The sequence below is a fragment of the Aquiflexum balticum DSM 16537 genome (assembly GCF_900176595.1).
Taxonomy (GTDB): domain Bacteria; phylum Bacteroidota; class Bacteroidia; order Cytophagales; family Cyclobacteriaceae; genus Aquiflexum; species Aquiflexum balticum.
Window position 1 is genome coordinate 5,422,190 of the sequence record NZ_LT838813.1, and the last position, 17,607, is coordinate 5,439,796.

At 39.5% G+C, this 17,607-nt stretch carries 17 protein-coding genes; 9 read left to right on the forward strand and 8 right to left on the reverse strand.

Translation table 11 applies throughout. The features are described 5' to 3' along the window. The first annotated feature begins 243 nt into the window (after positions 1-243). The 6 genes from B9A52_RS22955 to B9A52_RS22980 are packed head-to-tail and all read left to right on the forward strand — an operon-like array spanning position 244 to position 5,884. Positions 244-1,020: a glucose 1-dehydrogenase gene (locus B9A52_RS22955; protein WP_084122922.1), complete on the forward strand. Its 777-nt coding sequence runs from the start codon at positions 244-246 to the stop codon at positions 1,018-1,020. A 27-nt stretch (positions 1,021-1,047) separates the two neighbouring features. Beyond that, complete coding sequence (locus B9A52_RS22960) at positions 1,048-1,845, forward strand: SDR family oxidoreductase (RefSeq protein WP_084122923.1); 798 nt, start codon at positions 1,048-1,050, stop codon at positions 1,843-1,845. Positions 1,846-1,902: 57 nt separating this feature from the next. Beyond that, positions 1,903-3,633: a hypothetical protein gene (locus B9A52_RS22965; RefSeq protein ID WP_157370273.1), complete on the forward strand. Its 1,731-nt coding sequence runs from the start codon at positions 1,903-1,905 to the stop codon at positions 3,631-3,633. 18 nt (positions 3,634-3,651) lie between these two features. Beyond that, positions 3,652-4,107, forward strand: coding sequence for a hypothetical protein (locus tag B9A52_RS22970; RefSeq protein ID WP_084122925.1), 456 nt, complete (start codon positions 3,652-3,654; stop codon positions 4,105-4,107). Next, a complete protein-coding gene (locus B9A52_RS22975; RefSeq protein WP_084122926.1) occupies positions 4,104-4,820 on the forward strand; it encodes a hypothetical protein in 717 nt (238 codons plus the stop codon). Before B9A52_RS22970 ends, B9A52_RS22975 begins: the two co-directional genes overlap by 4 nt. Continuing rightward, positions 4,817-5,884, forward strand: a complete 1,068-nt coding sequence (locus B9A52_RS22980) for a PCMD domain-containing protein (protein ID WP_084122927.1) — start codon at positions 4,817-4,819, stop codon at positions 5,882-5,884. The genes B9A52_RS22975 and B9A52_RS22980 overlap by 4 nt, the downstream gene beginning before the upstream one ends. 57 nt (positions 5,885-5,941) lie before the next feature. On the opposite strand, the gene B9A52_RS22985 is transcribed toward B9A52_RS22980, so the two are convergent. The 5 genes from B9A52_RS22985 to B9A52_RS23010 all read right to left on the reverse strand — a co-directional run bounded on the left by B9A52_RS22985 (position 5,942) and on the right by B9A52_RS23010 (position 11,123). Next, positions 5,942-6,592, reverse strand: coding sequence for a TetR/AcrR family transcriptional regulator (locus B9A52_RS22985; protein WP_084122928.1), 651 nt, complete (start codon positions 6,590-6,592; stop codon positions 5,942-5,944). A gap of 366 nt (positions 6,593-6,958) precedes the next feature. Then, complete coding sequence (locus tag B9A52_RS22995) at positions 6,959-9,223, reverse strand: TonB-dependent receptor domain-containing protein (protein WP_084122930.1); 2,265 nt, start codon at positions 9,221-9,223, stop codon at positions 6,959-6,961. A gap of 112 nt (positions 9,224-9,335) precedes the next feature. Next, entirely contained in the window at positions 9,336-9,713 is a 378-nt protein-coding gene (locus B9A52_RS23000; protein WP_084122931.1) for a hypothetical protein, read from the reverse strand. Positions 9,714-9,770: 57 nt separating this feature from the next. After that, positions 9,771-10,865, reverse strand: a complete 1,095-nt coding sequence (locus B9A52_RS23005; RefSeq protein WP_084122932.1) for a hypothetical protein — start codon at positions 10,863-10,865, stop codon at positions 9,771-9,773. A gap of 39 nt (positions 10,866-10,904) precedes the next feature. Then, positions 10,905-11,123 (reverse strand): hypothetical protein, encoded by a 219-nt coding sequence (locus B9A52_RS23010; protein ID WP_157370274.1) that lies wholly within the window; start codon positions 11,121-11,123, stop codon positions 10,905-10,907. Between the two features lie 457 nt (positions 11,124-11,580). On the opposite strand from B9A52_RS23010, the gene B9A52_RS23015 reads away from it, so the two are divergent. Genes B9A52_RS23015 through B9A52_RS23020 form a run of 3 tightly spaced genes read left to right on the forward strand, consistent with a single transcriptional unit; the run spans position 11,581 to position 14,538 of the window. Then, the gene (locus B9A52_RS23015) at positions 11,581-13,695 is read left to right on the forward strand and encodes a ribonucleoside triphosphate reductase (RefSeq protein WP_084123659.1); all 2,115 of its coding nucleotides are present in this window, start codon (positions 11,581-11,583) and stop codon (positions 13,693-13,695) included. Next, the gene (gene nrdD, locus B9A52_RS26420; protein WP_262483137.1) at positions 13,679-13,855 is read left to right on the forward strand and encodes an anaerobic ribonucleoside-triphosphate reductase; all 177 of its coding nucleotides are present in this window, start codon (positions 13,679-13,681) and stop codon (positions 13,853-13,855) included. Before B9A52_RS23015 ends, nrdD begins: the two co-directional genes overlap by 17 nt. A 5-nt stretch (positions 13,856-13,860) precedes the next feature. Beyond that, a complete protein-coding gene (locus B9A52_RS23020) occupies positions 13,861-14,538 on the forward strand; it encodes an anaerobic ribonucleoside-triphosphate reductase activating protein (RefSeq protein ID WP_084122934.1) in 678 nt (225 codons plus the stop codon). A 102-nt stretch (positions 14,539-14,640) separates the two neighbouring features. On the opposite strand, the gene B9A52_RS26260 is transcribed toward B9A52_RS23020, so the two are convergent. The 3 genes from B9A52_RS26260 to B9A52_RS23030 all read right to left on the reverse strand — a co-directional run bounded on the left by B9A52_RS26260 (position 14,641) and on the right by B9A52_RS23030 (position 17,542). Continuing rightward, a complete protein-coding gene (locus B9A52_RS26260) occupies positions 14,641-14,886 on the reverse strand; it encodes a GxxExxY protein (protein WP_231955377.1) in 246 nt (81 codons plus the stop codon). Then, a complete protein-coding gene (locus tag B9A52_RS26265) occupies positions 14,870-15,028 on the reverse strand; it encodes a GxxExxY protein (protein ID WP_231955379.1) in 159 nt (52 codons plus the stop codon). Before B9A52_RS26265 ends, B9A52_RS26260 begins: the two co-directional genes overlap by 17 nt. Positions 15,029-15,199: 171 nt before the next feature. After that, positions 15,200-17,542, reverse strand: a complete 2,343-nt coding sequence (locus tag B9A52_RS23030) for a nitric-oxide reductase large subunit (RefSeq protein WP_084122935.1) — start codon at positions 17,540-17,542, stop codon at positions 15,200-15,202. Positions 17,543-17,607: the final 65 nt, after the last annotated feature.

Genomic DNA, 17,607 nt, shown 5'->3' on the forward strand with positions numbered 1-17,607 from the left:
TTTATTTTTTAAAAAAAATATTTTTTTTATTTAAACAAAGACTTAAATTTGAGTGAAAAAAGAAGCATAATTCAAGCAAGCATATAATTGAATATGATTGCTAAAAATTGGATCATTTAAAGCAATTGAATTTACTATTCCATCTAACCTCCAAGCTCTTGATCAATAGTAATGAATGTTTGAACCCTGAGAAAAATTCAATACGGTCTATACAATATTTGTACATATAAAAATTAATTCACTATGGAAATCAATCAATTATTCAGCCTCAAAGGTAAGGTGGCCATTGTTACCGGCGGAGGCAATGGAATAGGAAAAGCCTGTGCGATCATGCTTTCAAAAGCAGGCGCTTCAGTAGCTGTAAGTGACCTCAAAATTACCGATGCCCAAACCGCCGCGGACGAAATTAAAGCCATGGGCGGGAAGGCCATTGCCGTGGAATGCAATGTGACTGAAGATGCACACTTGGTCACTTTGGTAGAAAGAACCAAAACCGAATTGGGCGGTGTCCATATTCTGGTCAACAATGCCGGCGGTGGCGGTGGCGGCCGGGAAAGCCCGTACAAAATCTCTGTCGATGATTTTGCATGGAGGTTTAAACTCAATGTGTATTCCGCATGGAGACTCTCCCAACTCTGCGCACCGCTTATGAAAGAAGGAGGATATGGCTCCATCATCAACATCACCTCTATGGCCAGCATCAACATTAGCCCCAATATGAGCGCTTATGCTTCTTCCAAAGCAGCCATGAACCACATGACCGCCAACCTCGCCATGGATTATGGAGTAGATGGCATCCGTGTCAATGCCGTCGGCCCGGGAGCTACCAAAACAGCCGCATTGGCTTCAGTGCTAACTCCGGAAATAGAGTCCAAAATGCTGGCACATACTCCGATCAAGCGTCTGGGTGAAGTGGAGGATATAGCCGGAGCAGTACTTTATTTCGCAGCCCCGGTTTCAGAGTGGATCAGCGGTCAGGTCATTTTTGCAAACGGAGGGGGGGTTCAAACTTTAGATTAATTCAAAACCTTATAAAAATAAACCAATATGACAGCCATAGAAAAACTGTTTTCCTTTGAAGGAAAAGTAATCATCATCACAGGCGCTGCAGGAGCAATCGGTAGTGCTGCAGGCCATCTTTTTGCTTCCCTTGGAGCAAATGTTGTCATCTCAGACCTCAATGGAGAAGGTGCAATAAAGGTAGCTGCGGAAATCGAAAAAGAATCAGGCAAAAAGACCTTGGGCATCAAAACAGACGCTACCGACGAGGCAGACCTTGAAAATCTGGTAAAAACGACCATTGACAAATTCGGGAAAATATCAGGATTGATCAACAATGTAGGTTGGGGAGCCAATACGCCTATTTGGGAATCGAATGCTGAAAAAATGGTAAAATCCTATTTACTCAATACAGTAGGTTCTTATAATCTGACCAAACTCTGCATGCCTTATCTGGAAAAGGAACCCAATGCCTCTGTCGTATTTTCAGGATCAATGGTGGGGGTCTCCCCTTCTCCTGAATTTATTGAATACAGCACAGCAAAGGCCGGATTGATGAATATGGTCCGCAGTATGGCGGTGGTTTCCGGCCCCAGCGTAAGATTCAATACTGTCCTGATCGGATCAGTTGACAATGGCGACAGCACTTTGGCAGCAGGATACACGCCTGAAATGCTCAAAGCCCTTTCGGATATGTTTGTGATGAAACGAAGAGGAGCTCCCATAGAGATTGCTTATGGGATGATGTTTTTGATGAGTGATGCCGCCCAATGGATAACCGGAATTGACCTAAGAATTGATGGTGGAGGAACATACAAAAGTAAAATGCCTACTAAAAAAGATTAATAAACTTAGAAAAGGTACGGCTGGAAATGACCATCCGTACCTTTTTTCTTATTCGATATGAAAAGCCTATTCAATGCTTCTCTCCTCTTTTTATTTATTTCGTTAATGGCATGCCCTGTATTTGGCCAGATTGACCAAATATTTGGAATTGAAGTAGTGCCCAACACTGTGGAAGGAAGTCCAATCCGTTCTGTGGTGATTCTTTTGGAAAAAGACGGCAAAGAATACCTGGCAGATTCTCTTGAAATAAAAGCTTTCTATGATGCATTCAATATTAAACCAGGAAGTATTTTCCGTCAGTTTTCAGTCGATCTGGCAATTTCTGTTTTTTTGAAACAAGAAGAAATCAAATCAGCAAGCTATAAAGTATATACGCCCGAGATTTCAGGTCCTGTAGTATTGGTAATCAGATCATCCTTTTGGACCGAAGAAGAAGATAAGAAAATAGTTGCCAAAAAATCTTTGCCCTTTCCAAGTCTTATTGAAACTGAGAAGAGTAAATTGACTTTGATTCTCAATGGGGCGATTGGTTTATACCATGACCAAAATGCGTTTTTCTCCAAGGGGGCAGAATTTACCCAAGGCAATCCAGTAGCAAACAACCCTGCAGGTATTGGTCCGAGGTTCTGGGGTGAGTCATTTTTGGAACCGGGAATTGCTGGAATTACAAAATTAGGTAAAACCAAAATATTCCCCTATGGGGCTGTGACTTTTTTGGTTTCCGGAAGAAATTCCAGTGACATATACTCAGAAGGTACTGCATTGAAAGGAACTATTGAAAGACTTTATGGAGGAATCCTCCTACCTCAATTAGGTAAAAAACAACAACTCCATATTGATTTATCTGCCGGTGGACAATTTTTTCAGTTGAATGATGGCTTTTTATTTTCAAGGTTTTCCGGATCTGCCAATGCAGGAGAAAGAGGAAGTGTGTTTTTAAATTCGAGGACAGCTTACCAAATGACTGCTTGGGCAAAAGTCCATTGGAAAAAATTCAATTTCTCTGCCTTTTATCTTGAGCCTCAAGAATTGTTTAAAGATAGACAGAGCGATACCAGATACTTGGGCGGAGGAATATCTTACAACGACAACAGAAGGCTGGACCTAGGCCTTCATTACATCACCATCCATTCTTCAAAGTCTACCTATGCCACCCCTAATGACAGAATTCCTTTAGAGGGATTACAGACCATCAATCCAAAAGTCTGGGTCAACAATATTGCAGGAAAAGGATTTTTCATCAAATCTGAATATGCTTTCCAAAGAAACAGCAATGCCGATATGGTAGCCAATGCCTGGTATTTAGGAGGAGGTCTTGTAAAGCAAACTTGGAAGAAAAGCCCTTCTCTGTACTATCGCTTTGCATTTATGCAAGGAGACGATCCAACCACAACAAGATTTGAGCGGTTTGATATCCTTCAGGGTGGCGGCTTGGGTAACTGGATCCAAGGGATCAATTTCAAAAAAATTATAGGAGATGGTAACTTATTGACCCATAGGATAGAAGTAAAAGCATATTTGGCCAAAAACATGGAACTGAGTTTCGACTATTTTTTCCTAAGTGCAGATTCCAAAAGCAATTTAGGATCACTTGCCCCAATTTCCACACTTCAGGATAAAAATTTTGGCCAGGAATTTACGACGACTTACCGCTATTTCTTCAAAAGAAACTTTCTGTTTCTTGGATTATTTTCTTGGGCAAAACCCGGGAAAGCCATCTCATCCAGCTTCGAATCCAATGTATATGATTGGTTAACATTCCAAGCCTCTACCTTTATGTTTTTCTAAAATCAAAATTCACAGAGTATGACAACAACATCACCTTCACCTTCAGAATTGAAAAAATCAGCATTGATTGGAGGAGTAATCAATGCTGTAATCAATGGAATCATCAATTGGTTCTCAGTCAAAGATTTGGATAAAGTATTGGTAACTGACAACATGATCTCATCCACAGAACACACCCTTCTATCTGGGGCAGTCCCCTTGGCTGTTTCTCTTGCATTTATACTTAGCGGAGTGGCCTATTTAACAACAAAACTTCCCAATAAACCCTCTTATTTTCCAAAAATATTCTGGCTTTCCATGAAACATACATTCATGGCCTTTGGTATAACAGTCACTTTTGGGGTAATGTGGCAAAGATGGATGGGTTCTATTGAAATATCTCCCATAATGGCAACAATCTACACAGGAATAATTGCAGGTATTGTAGCAGGAGTCGTTAATTATTTAACTGTCAAAGAAATCATTAAAAAATGAGAACTTGCTTTGGTTTCCTTTTAATTGCAGTAATGACATATTTTGGTAATAATGGGGCTTTTGGTCAATCCAATAGTGATCAGCCATCAGGAATTCCCATTACCAAAGGAACTTGGTTTAGCAGTTTAAGCTTGTCTGCTTCCCAGAAAAATGCAGAAAATGAGCGGCAACTGTTTGCCACTTACCTCACTGAGGAAAGAAGGTCTTTTTCGATCAGGCTCGACCCTGGATATGTCATCAAAGACAATTTGGGTATTGGACTTGGATTACTCTATGGTAGTACAGAAGATTTCAGCACCCAACAGGCAAGCGATGGTGTCATTTCAGATGTCAAACTTGCTGAAAGACGGATGGCATTCAGGCCATATATTAAAAATTTCATCCCTTTGGGACCAAGTAACAGGTTCTATATCATCGTCCCCACCGAAATCCAAATCGGATACGGAAGCCAACTCAAAGAAACCACTACCAACCAAATCCTAACCAGAACCTATTCTAACACGATCTATTATGGATTGGAAATGAGACCGGGTATTTTGGTATTTGTCCACAGGAACTTCGGCTTTGAAGTCAATGTGGGCGCATTTGGACTAAGCAACTCAGTGTCTCGGGGTACTGCGACCAATTTACCTGACTCTAAGGTGGTCAACAATGACCTTAATTTAAAAATTAATCTATTTGAACTAGCGCTTGGATTTTCCATTTACATATGAAAAAGTTTGAATCTTTCTACGGACTATTCATCGCCATTTCGGTGATATTAGCATGCCATGCCTGTTTGGACGAGCATCATTTTGGTAAGTCATCCCTCAACCAAATCTTATACTTCTCTGTGCCGGGACAAGTTGGAAACACACAGATCGTTTCTGACAGTCTTTTGATTAGGGTGACAGTTGGTTCCCAAGTCAATACATCCAATTTATTTGCGGACTCAATCAAGGTGAGTTCCTATGCCATAGTTTTTCCCGGAAAAGGTGATTTGGTCGACTTTACAAAGCCTACATTTTACGAAGTGAGAGCAGAGAATGGAAGTGTGTCGAAGTACCGGGTATTTGTGACCAAAGAGACTGCCACTCCCCAACTTGAAAACTCCGGATTTGAGGATTGGCATACCCCTGCAGGGAAAAATTATCAGGAACCGGGCAAAGATGAAAATACCATTTGGGCATCGGGCAATGCAGGCGTGGTCACTTTGGGTCAGGCCAATGTCGAGAAAACCGAAATCGGGCCGGGTGACTTTGGGGCCAAGTTGATCACCAGGGATTTAGGGCCGCTTGCCCAATTAGTCAAACAAGGAATCGCTGCAGGATCCATGTTCACAGGAAAATTCCAATTGAACCTTTCAAATCCATTGAGTTCAGCCAAGTTTGGAGTCCCATTCGCAGCAAGGCCGAAAAGCTTCAGTATCACCTATACTTATGTTCCGGGTTTGGTTTATAAAAATGGCCAAGGACAGGTTTTGGACAAAAAGGACCAAGCGGATATCTATCTTTTGTTGGAAAACAGAAGTGGGGAAACCATCAAAAGGATCGGAACGGCTTGGTTCAGATCCGGAGACAAAGTGGAGAGTCCCAAAGAAATCACCATTCCCATCATCTACGGCAATTTACCTCAAGGCTCTCCAGAATATTGGTTTCCCACCAATGGCACGATTGGCAATGCCACAGATGAAATCACGCACATCAGCTTTGTCCTGGCATCAAGTGCAGGAGGTGCAAACTTTGAAGGAGGGGTTAACAGCACTTTGATTGTCAATAACCACAGATTGAATTATTAAGCATTCAAAGTCTGATATCACATACAAAAAAATAATGAACTGAATTCTGAAAATTTACTAAATCAAGGTAATGAACGACATTTGTGCCCGCCCTTTCTCAGTAAGATATTTTTCAAAAACTCTCAAAACTCCCTCCAAATAGATGGGTTTCATCGATTCATAACTTGCGTCAGAATCATACAAAGAATAGGACACAATCCATGTTGTAAAAAGGTTGACATACTGAAACCTAAAAACTGCAAACTCTTTGGGTTCAAGAATATTTTCTTTTAACAAACCTATGCTAACCAAAGTACTTGCCAAGAGCTTTAATCTATCTTGACGATTGAGCCAAGTTTTCAGCAACTGTCCCATCATAACTGTTTGCGACTGATGCATTACTGAAAAAAACAGAATTACTGAACGATGTTTGTATTGAATATCAATCACCTTCGAAAAAAAATCTGTCAATTTCTTGAAATCCAATGCTGCATCAAATTGAAATCCAGAAGTCAATTCATTCAATTCATTTTCATATTGTTCGGATAAGCCTACAAAGAGGTGTTCTTTAGTAGGAAAGTGGTTGGTTATTCCGCCTGAGGTGATTCCGATTTTTTTTGATATGGCACTTAAGGTTAAAAAAATTCCATCTTCATTAAACACCCTTCTTGCTTCATTAAGTATGGATTCCCTGGTTTTTTCTCCTTTAGTTAGCTTCTTTTTGGTCATTATTGATTTTGCTTTTTTCAATCTCCCAAAAATACAACATTTGATCAAAATTGACTTTATGATTTTTACGTCCGAAAAGAATTATCAAAAAGAAAATAATTCTTTAGCAAAATTTTCGCTCCTCATGATTTGCGATCACGATAACAGATAACTGGAATTTGTAATTCCAATAAAACCTGATTAAATAAAGAGGCTGTCTCACACGTAAGGACAGCCTCTTTATTTCCCTGGCAGGTATCTGAATCAATTTTCAGATAGCCAATACTCAGAGTCTTCGTTTTTTTAATAACATTCCATCCGGAATTGAACATTACTTTGTTGAATAACCTCACTGAAGCAACACGCCAAATAGACGAGGTGCTTTTTTTAAGGTAACTTCACGCTCAGCATCAAAAAGAAATTCCTTCCAGGAGAATACAAAGGTTTTCTTTCCGGACCAATAGGCCTGTTTAGATGCTCATAGTAGGCTTGGTCCAGAAGATTTTGAGCTCCGGCTTTGATGGCCAAATTATCGGATAATTTGTAAGAAACATCAACATCAATCAAGGAAAATCTTGGGGTGGACAACTCTCCAAAACTATCCGAAACCCTGTCCTGCCCTATGACATGTCTCAATCGAATAGCTGAATGAAGTTTGTTGTCTAAATGATTGCCAATCAGCGAATACCTGATATCCATAGGCGCTATCTCCGGCAAAGCTTCAGAGAGGCTTAGGTTTTGCCCATAGGTATATGCCATTGCCAACTGATGTTGAACTCCATAGCCTAAGTATTGGCTTGCAGAAAATTCAAATCCTGTCTTTAATGCCCTATCCACATTAACAAACTGTCTTACCCCGGGACTGCTTGGTATTACAGGCGAAAGTTCAGTCTTTTCTGCAGTAATGTAATCATTAAGGTAAGCGGCAAATGCACTGAATTCCATCTGTATTCCTTCTTTTTCATATCCCAATACCATGTCGACTTGGTTGTTGGTCTCAGGTTTCAAACTGGTATTACCCAGCATTTCATAAGGATCCATCCCTACAGGAAAATAGTTGATAAACCTTTCAGTAAGGCTACCGCTTCTCTGTACCCTTGCCAACCAAATTCCGAAATTAAAGTCTTTGAAAAAATCCCGTTTCAAACCCATTGACAGACCCGGATTCAATTGGTTCACCTTACTTTCTGCATTGATGTTTTCAAACTCAGGTTCAGTTTCATTTGCCACAGCCTGATTAAAATCCAATCTTCCCGCAGCAGTTAAAACAAACTCTCCAAGCGGTACATGGTAAGTGACAAAGGTGCCTACTTTTTGAATTTTAGAATCCTGCCATGCATTGTCAAAAATTGTTCTACCAACCATTGGTCCCATCAAAAATTCCCTTTCCCTGATGCCTTGTGCAGACTCAGACCTGAAGTCTCCTCCTGCATATATCTTCCCTTGGCCAAGTTTCCATAAACCTTCGGTCCTTGCACCATAATTTTGGGTATTCGCAGGTGTACGGGAATTCATCATTCTTGGATTTAATTCTCTCAACATATTGTCCATCAAGTGGTCGACACTTGTAAAAAAACCGGAACTAGTCCAAGATTGAAGCTTTCTATTTTGGAATGATTTTGTATGACTGACCGAACCCATCCAAGTATCATCTGATCGAAGATCCATTCCCAAGGTGGGAAAATCCACATCTCTGGCAAAATTCCTATTGACCGTAACTTTAAGCAAATCATTTTTACTTAATCTGAAATCCCCGTAGACTCCAACTGTTCCTCTCGTGAAATTAGCTGGAACAATTTCTCCATTGCCGTCTTTGTAGTCAGTCCCCTTAGACCAGGATCCCATTACACCAAGATCATAAGCTTCCCCTGAAAAACCCACCCTAGCTTCATTTCTGATCACATTGCCATTGGTCTCATACATGCTGGACAACCTTCCGTAAACATTATTATGAGCGGAGAAATTAGGATCTTCCTGCAAAAAATTGATCGTACCACCCAAGCCAATGCCATAGCGCAAGGCATGAGGGCCTTTTAGTATTTCAATTTGCTTGATCCGGTTCAAAGCAATTTGGGAAGTTGGGGGATCCATCCTATTGGGACAAGCCGCATTGGCTGATTGAAGTCCATCAATAACTATGTTCAACTGATCATATTTGAAGCCCCGCATAACCGGGTCAAATGCAAAAGATCCACTTTTTCTGATACCATTGACCACCGGATTGAGATTGAGAATCGCACCTGCATCATGGTGCAACCGTTCCTGATCTGAAATCAGGATTTTTTGATCTTTTTCATCTGTCATTTTCAAAGAAATCACAGAAACAGGTTGGAGATTTACAAATAAACCGCTTCTCAAATAACTTCCATCTCTTATGGCTTCTTCAATCTCCCGGGGGGTCAGTTTCCATTTACCGTAATTGATGTGACTAAATTGTATTTCTTGGTTCGCAGAGAACTGAATATGAACTTTCCCATTGTCATCAGTAATTCCAACTTCACTTCCATATTGATAATATAGGCCGATAATAGGCTCTTTGCTCAATTGGTCCAAGATCTGAAACGAGGAAATTTTCTGTCCATAAACAAATGAACTTAACAACAAACTGCATATAAATAATCCTTTTGATAAGATGGATTTCAAGGGTTTCATGATTTTAAATGTTTTGATGAAGAAAGAGAGAATGCCTTTGGAAAAGGCATATCCTATCCAATCCTCCTTCTGATGAATGAGTTGAATGAAAAGCTGTCCTAAATACTATTAATCAACTACACTGTGGGGGATGAAAAAAGTCAAGGCCAAATAACAGATTTAAACCTTCCTGAACAGAAGAACTATTTTTATCTTTAAAAAAATTAAAATAACGTGAAGGCTCCCAATCCATCAATGAAAGGAGATAAAATGCAGGAGATTCTTCCGGATAGATGACTCCTTTTTCTTTATCCTGTTTTTCAGCCTCATTTAATTTATTGTCCAATTGACAAAGGCCATTGCATTCGAGTTCGGGTGAGTCCTGATTGATGCAAAACAATTCCGCAATAGCTTCTCTATTCAAATAAAAATGCGTCTGGATAATGGTATAATTCATACCATTGGACAATAAAACAAAGACAAGGGCTATATGTGAAAGGCTTCGAAACATTTGAAATCAATCTGCAAATTCCATCCTAATATTATTTATGTTGGTGATATGAATCACTCAAGAAGATTCGATTTGTTGTTTGAGTAAATGATTTACTGCATACAATCTTTTCAATATTACGACCCCTGCCATTAAAGCAAACATAGTCATTATACTCCAACCATTGATGAAGCCGAAAACGGATCTTAGGTCTGGGGCTTTTAAAATGCTAGAAGCTATTCTTCCGACCAAACTCAATTGGAATATTGACCATCCAAACCATAAAATAGGATGATAGGGTTTTTCCTTGATATTCAATACCATGGGCAAAATGATCGGTGCATGTGCCCATATCATTGAAAAGGTAAATCCAAGAAAGAAGGTATGCAGGAAAAGATCGTAATATAAAGGGTGATGTATGGAGAAAACAAGAATTACTCCATTGAGAAAAAGCCAAAGGTAACCGACCCTTAATCCAATACCAATATACTTGAATTGGCCAGACTTTTTTGAAGCTATCTTGGCCATATCAAAGTAAAGCAGCCAAACCGATACCAATAAAACTGAAAGTCCCATCAAGAAACTACCCGAACCATGAAATGGGAGCCATATTCCAAGGATGAAAAAACCCAAAATCAAAGCAAGACCTTTTTTTGCCCACTTAGGAGTAGGTAGAAATTTACTGAGTTCAAGTCTTTCTCCCACAATGGTCAGCAATAAAAATCCCATCCACCATGGTACAGCTGCAGCAACCAAACCAGTATTCAATAACATGAAGTTTCCCAATAGCCAAGAAGCTGCCCCTACACTCATGATGAATTGATAGAGTACGGGATGCTTTATGGTTTGGAGATACATGATGGCCATCAATCCCAAGCTAGCGATGAATAGAAGGGCAACTCCAACAGTGGGCCATCCCAGCCACAACAAAACCGGGATGGACAAACCACTGATTAAAGGAAACAACAACCAAAATTTATTTTTCATGACCATTGCTCTTTCAAGAGAAATCAAAGTTCCCAGAAAGCCGCCGACCATCAATGTCCCATGATTTGAAGCTGCACCGGAGATATTCCATTCAGAATATCCTAATCTCGTCCAGCCTCCAAGTATTCCTGTCAAAAGACCTAAAAGAACAAGAGGGAATATATATATGGGCTTGAATAGTTTCATGATATGATCATTTTATTGACAATAAATTGATAATTGATCTCAATTCAGCTCTTTTGAATTCCATACAACTTTTGAATCCATATTTTCAACTATACTATCCAAGAGGTATTCGGCCTTTATTCGATATCTTTTGCATATTTCTTTAACTGTTTTTCCCAATAAGGATTTTGAATCTATACCAAAATTCTTAAATACCATTTGTGCTCTAAAGTCAGCTTTAAGAATTTCTCTCAAAGTAAAATCTTCAAATTCTCTCATGATTTCATCTATTAAAGGAGTATTTAGTCTTTTATTTATAGTGTGAAAAAGGAGCATTTCTACTCCTTATTGATGAACAAAGATATATAACAAAATATTAAAGGACAAATATATCTTTTATTAAATTTTTAAAAATTATTCACCAGTTCTTTATGATACCTCAGTTTTTTCTAAAAGAATTTAATCCATCCTGAGCAGCCTTTAAAACTGTATCTATTCAAAGAAACATTCTTTTGGATGTAAATTCATTTTCAAGCAAAAATGCTTATTAAGCATCATTTCTGAAAAATTCAAATAAAGGGACAAATTAATCTTATATTTAACATCAAACAACTCTATTTAAGACAAAAAAGTCTGATTTAGATCATCTCTATACATGACAAAATCCATCTATCTAAAACGGCCTATTTTATACTTTGGGAAAGTTTTACCAAAAATCCATCAACCCAAATTCTCTATGGACCAATTTGTCATCAAAAGAAATGGTGAATATGCACCATTTGAACGTTTTAAAATTGAAGATGCATTAATAAAGGCATTTCAAAGTGTACATCAACCTTATCAGGCCATCGCATTTAAAAAAGTACTCCAGCAACTAGAACCCAAAACTACCTGGTCAGTAGAGGAGATTCAGGATATCATTGAAAAAGCACTATATGGATTTGGGTATTTTGATGTTATGCGATCCTTTATGCTTTATAGGCATACCCGCAAAATGCAACGGGAACATGTCGCGGGACTCAATGAGGATACTACCTATGTGGATAGCACCCAAACCATAGAGGAATACATCCACCAAACAGACTGGCGCATTAATGCCAATGCCAATACTTCCTACTCCAATGCTGGATTGGTAAATAATGTGGCAGGAAAAATTATCGCAAACTATTGGTTGGATAAAGTATACAGCAAGGAGGAAGGGTATGCCCATCGTAATGGTGATATCCATATCCATGACCTAGACTGCCTGACCGGATATTGTGCCGGCTGGTCATTAAGAGTATTGCTGAATGAAGGTTTCAATGGTGTCCGTGGACGGGTGGAAAGCAAACCTCCCTCCCACTTCAGGGAGGCTTTAGGTCAGATGGCTAATTTCTTGGGGATTCTTCAAAGTGAATGGGCAGGTGCACAGGCTTTCAGTTCCTTTGACACTTATCTTGCCCCTTATGTATTCAAAGACCAACTTTCCCAAAAAGATGTTGAAAAAGCCATCCGTTCTTTTGTATACAACCTCAATGTCCCTGCAAGGTGGGGCCAGTCACCATTTACTAACATTACTTTGGATTGGGTTGTCCCTGAAGATCTTCAAGATCAGATTCCTACAAAAAATGATCTCCATTTATTCAAGTCAATCCAAGATGAAAATCTACTGAGTATAACCAGAACAAGAGGTGTAAACAAACTGGAAGATTTGAGTTACAAGTATTTCCAAAAGGAAATGAACATGATCAACAAGGCTTACTATACCATCATGACAGAAGGGGATGCCAATGGACAGCCATTCACCTTTCCCATTCCTACAGTCAATATCACCGAGGATTTTGATTGGTATGGTGAAAATACTGACCTGCTTTTTGAAAATACTGCCAAAATCGGCTCTTCGTATTTTCAAAACTTCATCGGAAGTCAATATACCTATGATGAAAATGGAAATAAAGTAGAAAACCCGAATGCCTACAAACCTAATGCTGTGCGCAGCATGTGCTGCAGGCTTCAATTGGACTTGAGAGAACTCCTGAAGCGCGGCAATGGGCTTTTTGGATCGGCAGAGATGACCGGAAGTATTGGTGTGGTCACCATCAACATGGCCAGGCTTGGCTATATTTATAAAGGTAACCTTGAGGGATTATATCAGCGATTGGATCACTTATTGGAGATTGCCAAATCCACATTGGAAAAGAAGCGACAATTTATCCAAGAGATGTATGACAGGGGACTTTTCCCTTATACCAAAAGATACCTTGCCCATTTCCGAAATCACTTCAGCACCATCGGTGTCAACGGCATCAATGAAATGATCCTCAACTTTACTGATGGAACTGATGATCTCACCCATGATTCCGGTCAAAATTTGGCTGCTGAAATCCTGGAATACATCAGAGAGAAAATGAAAGTTTTTCAGGAGGCAACTGGAAATCTTTACAATCTCGAAGCTACTCCCGCCGAAGGCACTACCTACAGATTTGCCAAAGAAGATAAAAAACGATTCCCGGACATCATTCAGGCTGGTATGGAAGAAAACATTTACTACACCAACTCTTCCCAGATTCCTGTTGACCATACAGATGACCCATTTGAAGCCTTAATGCTTCAGGATGAACTCCAATGCAAATATACCGGGGGTACGGTACTCCACCTTTACATGCGGGAAAAGGTATCCTCTCCTGAGGCTTGCCGCAATTTGGTGAAAAAGGTACTGTCCAATTTTAAGCTGCCATATATCACAGTCACTCCAGTATTCAGCATTTGTCCTGTTCACGGATACCTGAATGGAGAACATGAATACTGTCCAAAATGCGATGAAATTCTTTTAAATAATTTAAACCAAAACCATCATGAAAATGCTAACTGAAATCAAAGAACCTCAAACAGAAAACCAACTTGCCAAACATGAAAGTAAAAGAACCAAATGCCTTGTTTATACAAGAGTGATGGGATACCACAGACCCGTGGAAAGTTTCAATATCGGCAAAAAAGGAGAGCATAAACAGAGAACCCATTTCCAAGAATAAACCTAATGGTCAAAAAGCCCATTTACAGTATAACCCCATTTACCCTGTTGGATTATCCAGATCATACAGCCTGCATCCTTTGGTTTGCGGGCTGTAATATGCGTTGTGGCTATTGCTACAATCCTGAAATCGTCACTGGCAAAGGAAAGGTGAGTTTTGAAGAAGTGCTCAGTTTTTTACAAAAAAGAAAAAATCTACTCGATGGAGTTGTCTTCAGTGGTGGAGAATGTACCATGCACCAAGATTTGCCTTGGTATGCTTCGGAAGTGAAGAGTCTGGGCATGAAAGTCAAAATCGACACTAATGGAAGCAGACCGCATGTGTTGGAAAATCTGATTTATGGGAACCTGGTGGACTATATTGCCCTAGACTTCAAAGCACTCCCACAAGACTTTGATAAAATAACCAAATCTGATTTTTTTGATCAATTCAAAGAAAGTTTGGAGGTGCTTTTGGGTTGTCAAGTGCCTTTTGAAGTGAGGACTACTGTTCACTCTGAATTGATCAGCAAAGAAAAAATTTCGGAAATGGCTGCTTTCCTACGTGACCAAGGCTATAAAGGCAAATACTTTCTACAACACTTTGTAGGCGAAAAAGAAACAATCAATACATTACCTCATAGCAAAAAGCCGAACTTTGCAATCACAGATTATCCTGAATTAGGTATAGTCTGGCGAAACTGAGATTTTTACTTGCCACTGAAGCACTGAAAACGCGGATTTTAATCTCAAAACATAACAATTTTGTAAACCATTCCTCCATGCTTCTCCGTGGCAACTAAAAACTCAAAACAATACTCTTTTTATATCCAATTTTGCTTTCCCAAAGTTAAGGATCAAGCCTACACCACAGTCAGAGCATTTCAAGTAATTGATAGTTTGAGCCATATCTTCATTGGCAATTGCATTTTTGGCTTTGACTTCCAGAATAACAGAATCAAAAACAACAAAGTCCGCAAAAAACTTATGGGGCAAAATCACTGTCTTGTAGGCCACATCATACATTTTTTCCCTTTCATAAAAAAATGTCATTCCTGTTAAATTCATACTCCAATGCATCCTTGTATACAACCTCCAAAAATCCCATACCCAATGTCTTATGCATTTCGATTGCCAATCCAATAATGATTTCAGTTTCCCCAGCTAGAGGGAAAAATTCTTGCTTAATTTCCATGCCTTAAAAATTTTAGTGAAAAATACTGAACTAAATTAATGATTAACAATCTTTTGTCAAACTAATTATTTAATATATCAGGCTCCCCTTTCCACCACAAAAAAAGTGCAGCCATCTGGCCACACTCTTTAATATCCATAAACACCACATCATTTATTTACACATTTAAAGTTAAACCAATTCTCCTTCCTGAACCTCCATGACAGGAGCCTCATTTTCTAAGCGTGATGAAGGCTTCAAATACTTTACACTTTTCAAAACAAACCAGGTCAAAGGAAATAGTCCCCCTATACAAAATACCGAACCCCCGACAATTCTCAACCAAGTCATGGTCTGGAAAGGAACACTTTGAATAAATTCTTGTGAACGTGCAAACCAATAACCTTCTTCCATCACTGCTACCAACTGATGGATACCGGCTGGAAAAAGATCCAAGGTCACCATAAGCAAAAGACCAATATTGATAGACCAAAATGAAACCTTTACCAACTGGGTATTCCACTTCTCAGGTTTTACCAAAAACCTCAGACAAAACAGTATCGCCGCTATGGATAAGTTCCCATAAACACCCATAAGTGCGGCATGACCATGATTGACAGTAAGATAGGTGCCATGTTCATAATAATTGGCAATGGGAAGGTTGATGATCAAACCAAATACACCGGCCCCAAAGAAGTTCCAAAAAGTCACTCCAATAATAAAAAGAAAAACCCCCGGCATGGCAAAAAGAGAAGATCGTTGTCTAATATTTTGCTTCGATGATAAAAGGTATGGCATCCTTTGCATCCTCCATGCCTCCAAAGTCAATAGAATCAGTGGCACTACTTGCAAAGTGGAAAATACACTGCCTAGAGCTAAAGTCCCTACCGGTTTGGCATTCCAATAGAAATTATGTGAAATCCCCAAAAGACCCGATCCTAGAAAAAGCAAAGCCGCAATATAAACCACTTTCACCACTGCCTGTCTATTGACCAAGCCCATCATCACCATCATATAACCTACTATAATAGTGGTAAATACCTCAAAGAAAGCCTCCACCCACATATGGACAACCATCCACCTCCAGAAATCTGCGATCACAAAATTAGTTTCGGGACGGGCAACAAATCCAGAAAGCAACAGCAACAGAATACAGACTATGGAATAAACCAGCCAGTTGGGCAAACCCCAAGGCATTCCAGGTTTAAGGGTGTTTTTGACACCCCGATACACAATTATCGCCCAAAGGGCAAAGATTGCCAATAGAAAATACTGATATAATCTGCCCAATTCTACAAACTCCCACCCCTGATGACCAAGCCATCGGGAATAATCTCCCATCATCCCCATTGGGCCCATAAAGATCCCAATGAAAGCCCCCCCAACCATCACAAAAAATATCCCGAAGAGTGAATTGATCAAAAACAACTGACCCTTTGGTTCTTCTTTGGCCAATAAGGGCAGCACAAAAAAGGATATCCCCACCCAACAAGCAGAAATCCAAAAGAGAGACAATTGCACATGCCAACTTCTGGAAACAGTCACAGGTAACATTTCTTGGATATCCCAACCGAAAAATTTTGTGAATCCTACAAAATCATGAACTGTCAGAACCCCGGCCAGCACCTGAACCAAAAAGATCAAAATTGCTGCATAAAAAAATTTAAAGGTTGCCCGTTGGGTAGGTGTTGGTCTGTACGCTCGAAGTTTTTCTTCTGTCACCATCTCGGAGGCACCTTTGGCATAATATTCCTCACTCAACTGTTCAAATTGCCCATAATAATACAATACCAATCCAAGCCCTATGACCAATCCAAGAAGCCCAATGATGCTCCATATCAAAGTAGCAGGGGTAGCTACATTACCGGCATACTCGTCATAAGGCCAATTGTGGGTATAACTGTATTTTTCACCAGGTCTCTGCACACTGCACACCCATGAACCCCAAAAAAAGAAAGCACTCAAGTCCTTTATTTCTGAAATGTCCGTGATATAATTGGTTGGCTTAAAGGCTTCATGAAAATCAGGATCCAAGAACATTTGTTGGTAAAATCCTTCCAAATCCCTTATGGCGTGAACCTGTGCTTGGGAAATATGAACCGTGTTATCCTCTTCTTTATAGGTGTTTTCTTTAATTTCTTTTTGAACTTTACTTAAAATCCCTTCGGATTCAAATTCATTTCCATTGCCATTTTGTTTCAAATTTTCAGCATAAAACCTGAACATGCTTTTGGCACGTTCATTTAGGGCCTGGGCTGTAAAATCAGGCCCCCTCAGCGCTCCATCTCCAAACATGCTTCCATATTCCATCAAAGCAAACCGGTGAAAAACTTCCTGTCCTCTCAAAATTCGCTGCTGCGTGATGACTTCCTCTCCACTTTCATTGACGTAGGTTGGAATTGGAGGTGCTTCTTCATAAGTCTGATATGCAATAAATATCAGACCTGAAATACTGATAACAAAAATGATTACAAAGGGGAGCCACCAGTTTTTTTGCTTCATCAGGTAGCTGAGGAATTTGGTATCGGGTTTCATAGGGCAGGGTTTAAAATAAAACTTATTTCATATTTAAGAGTATTTTATCTTATTTAAATATAATT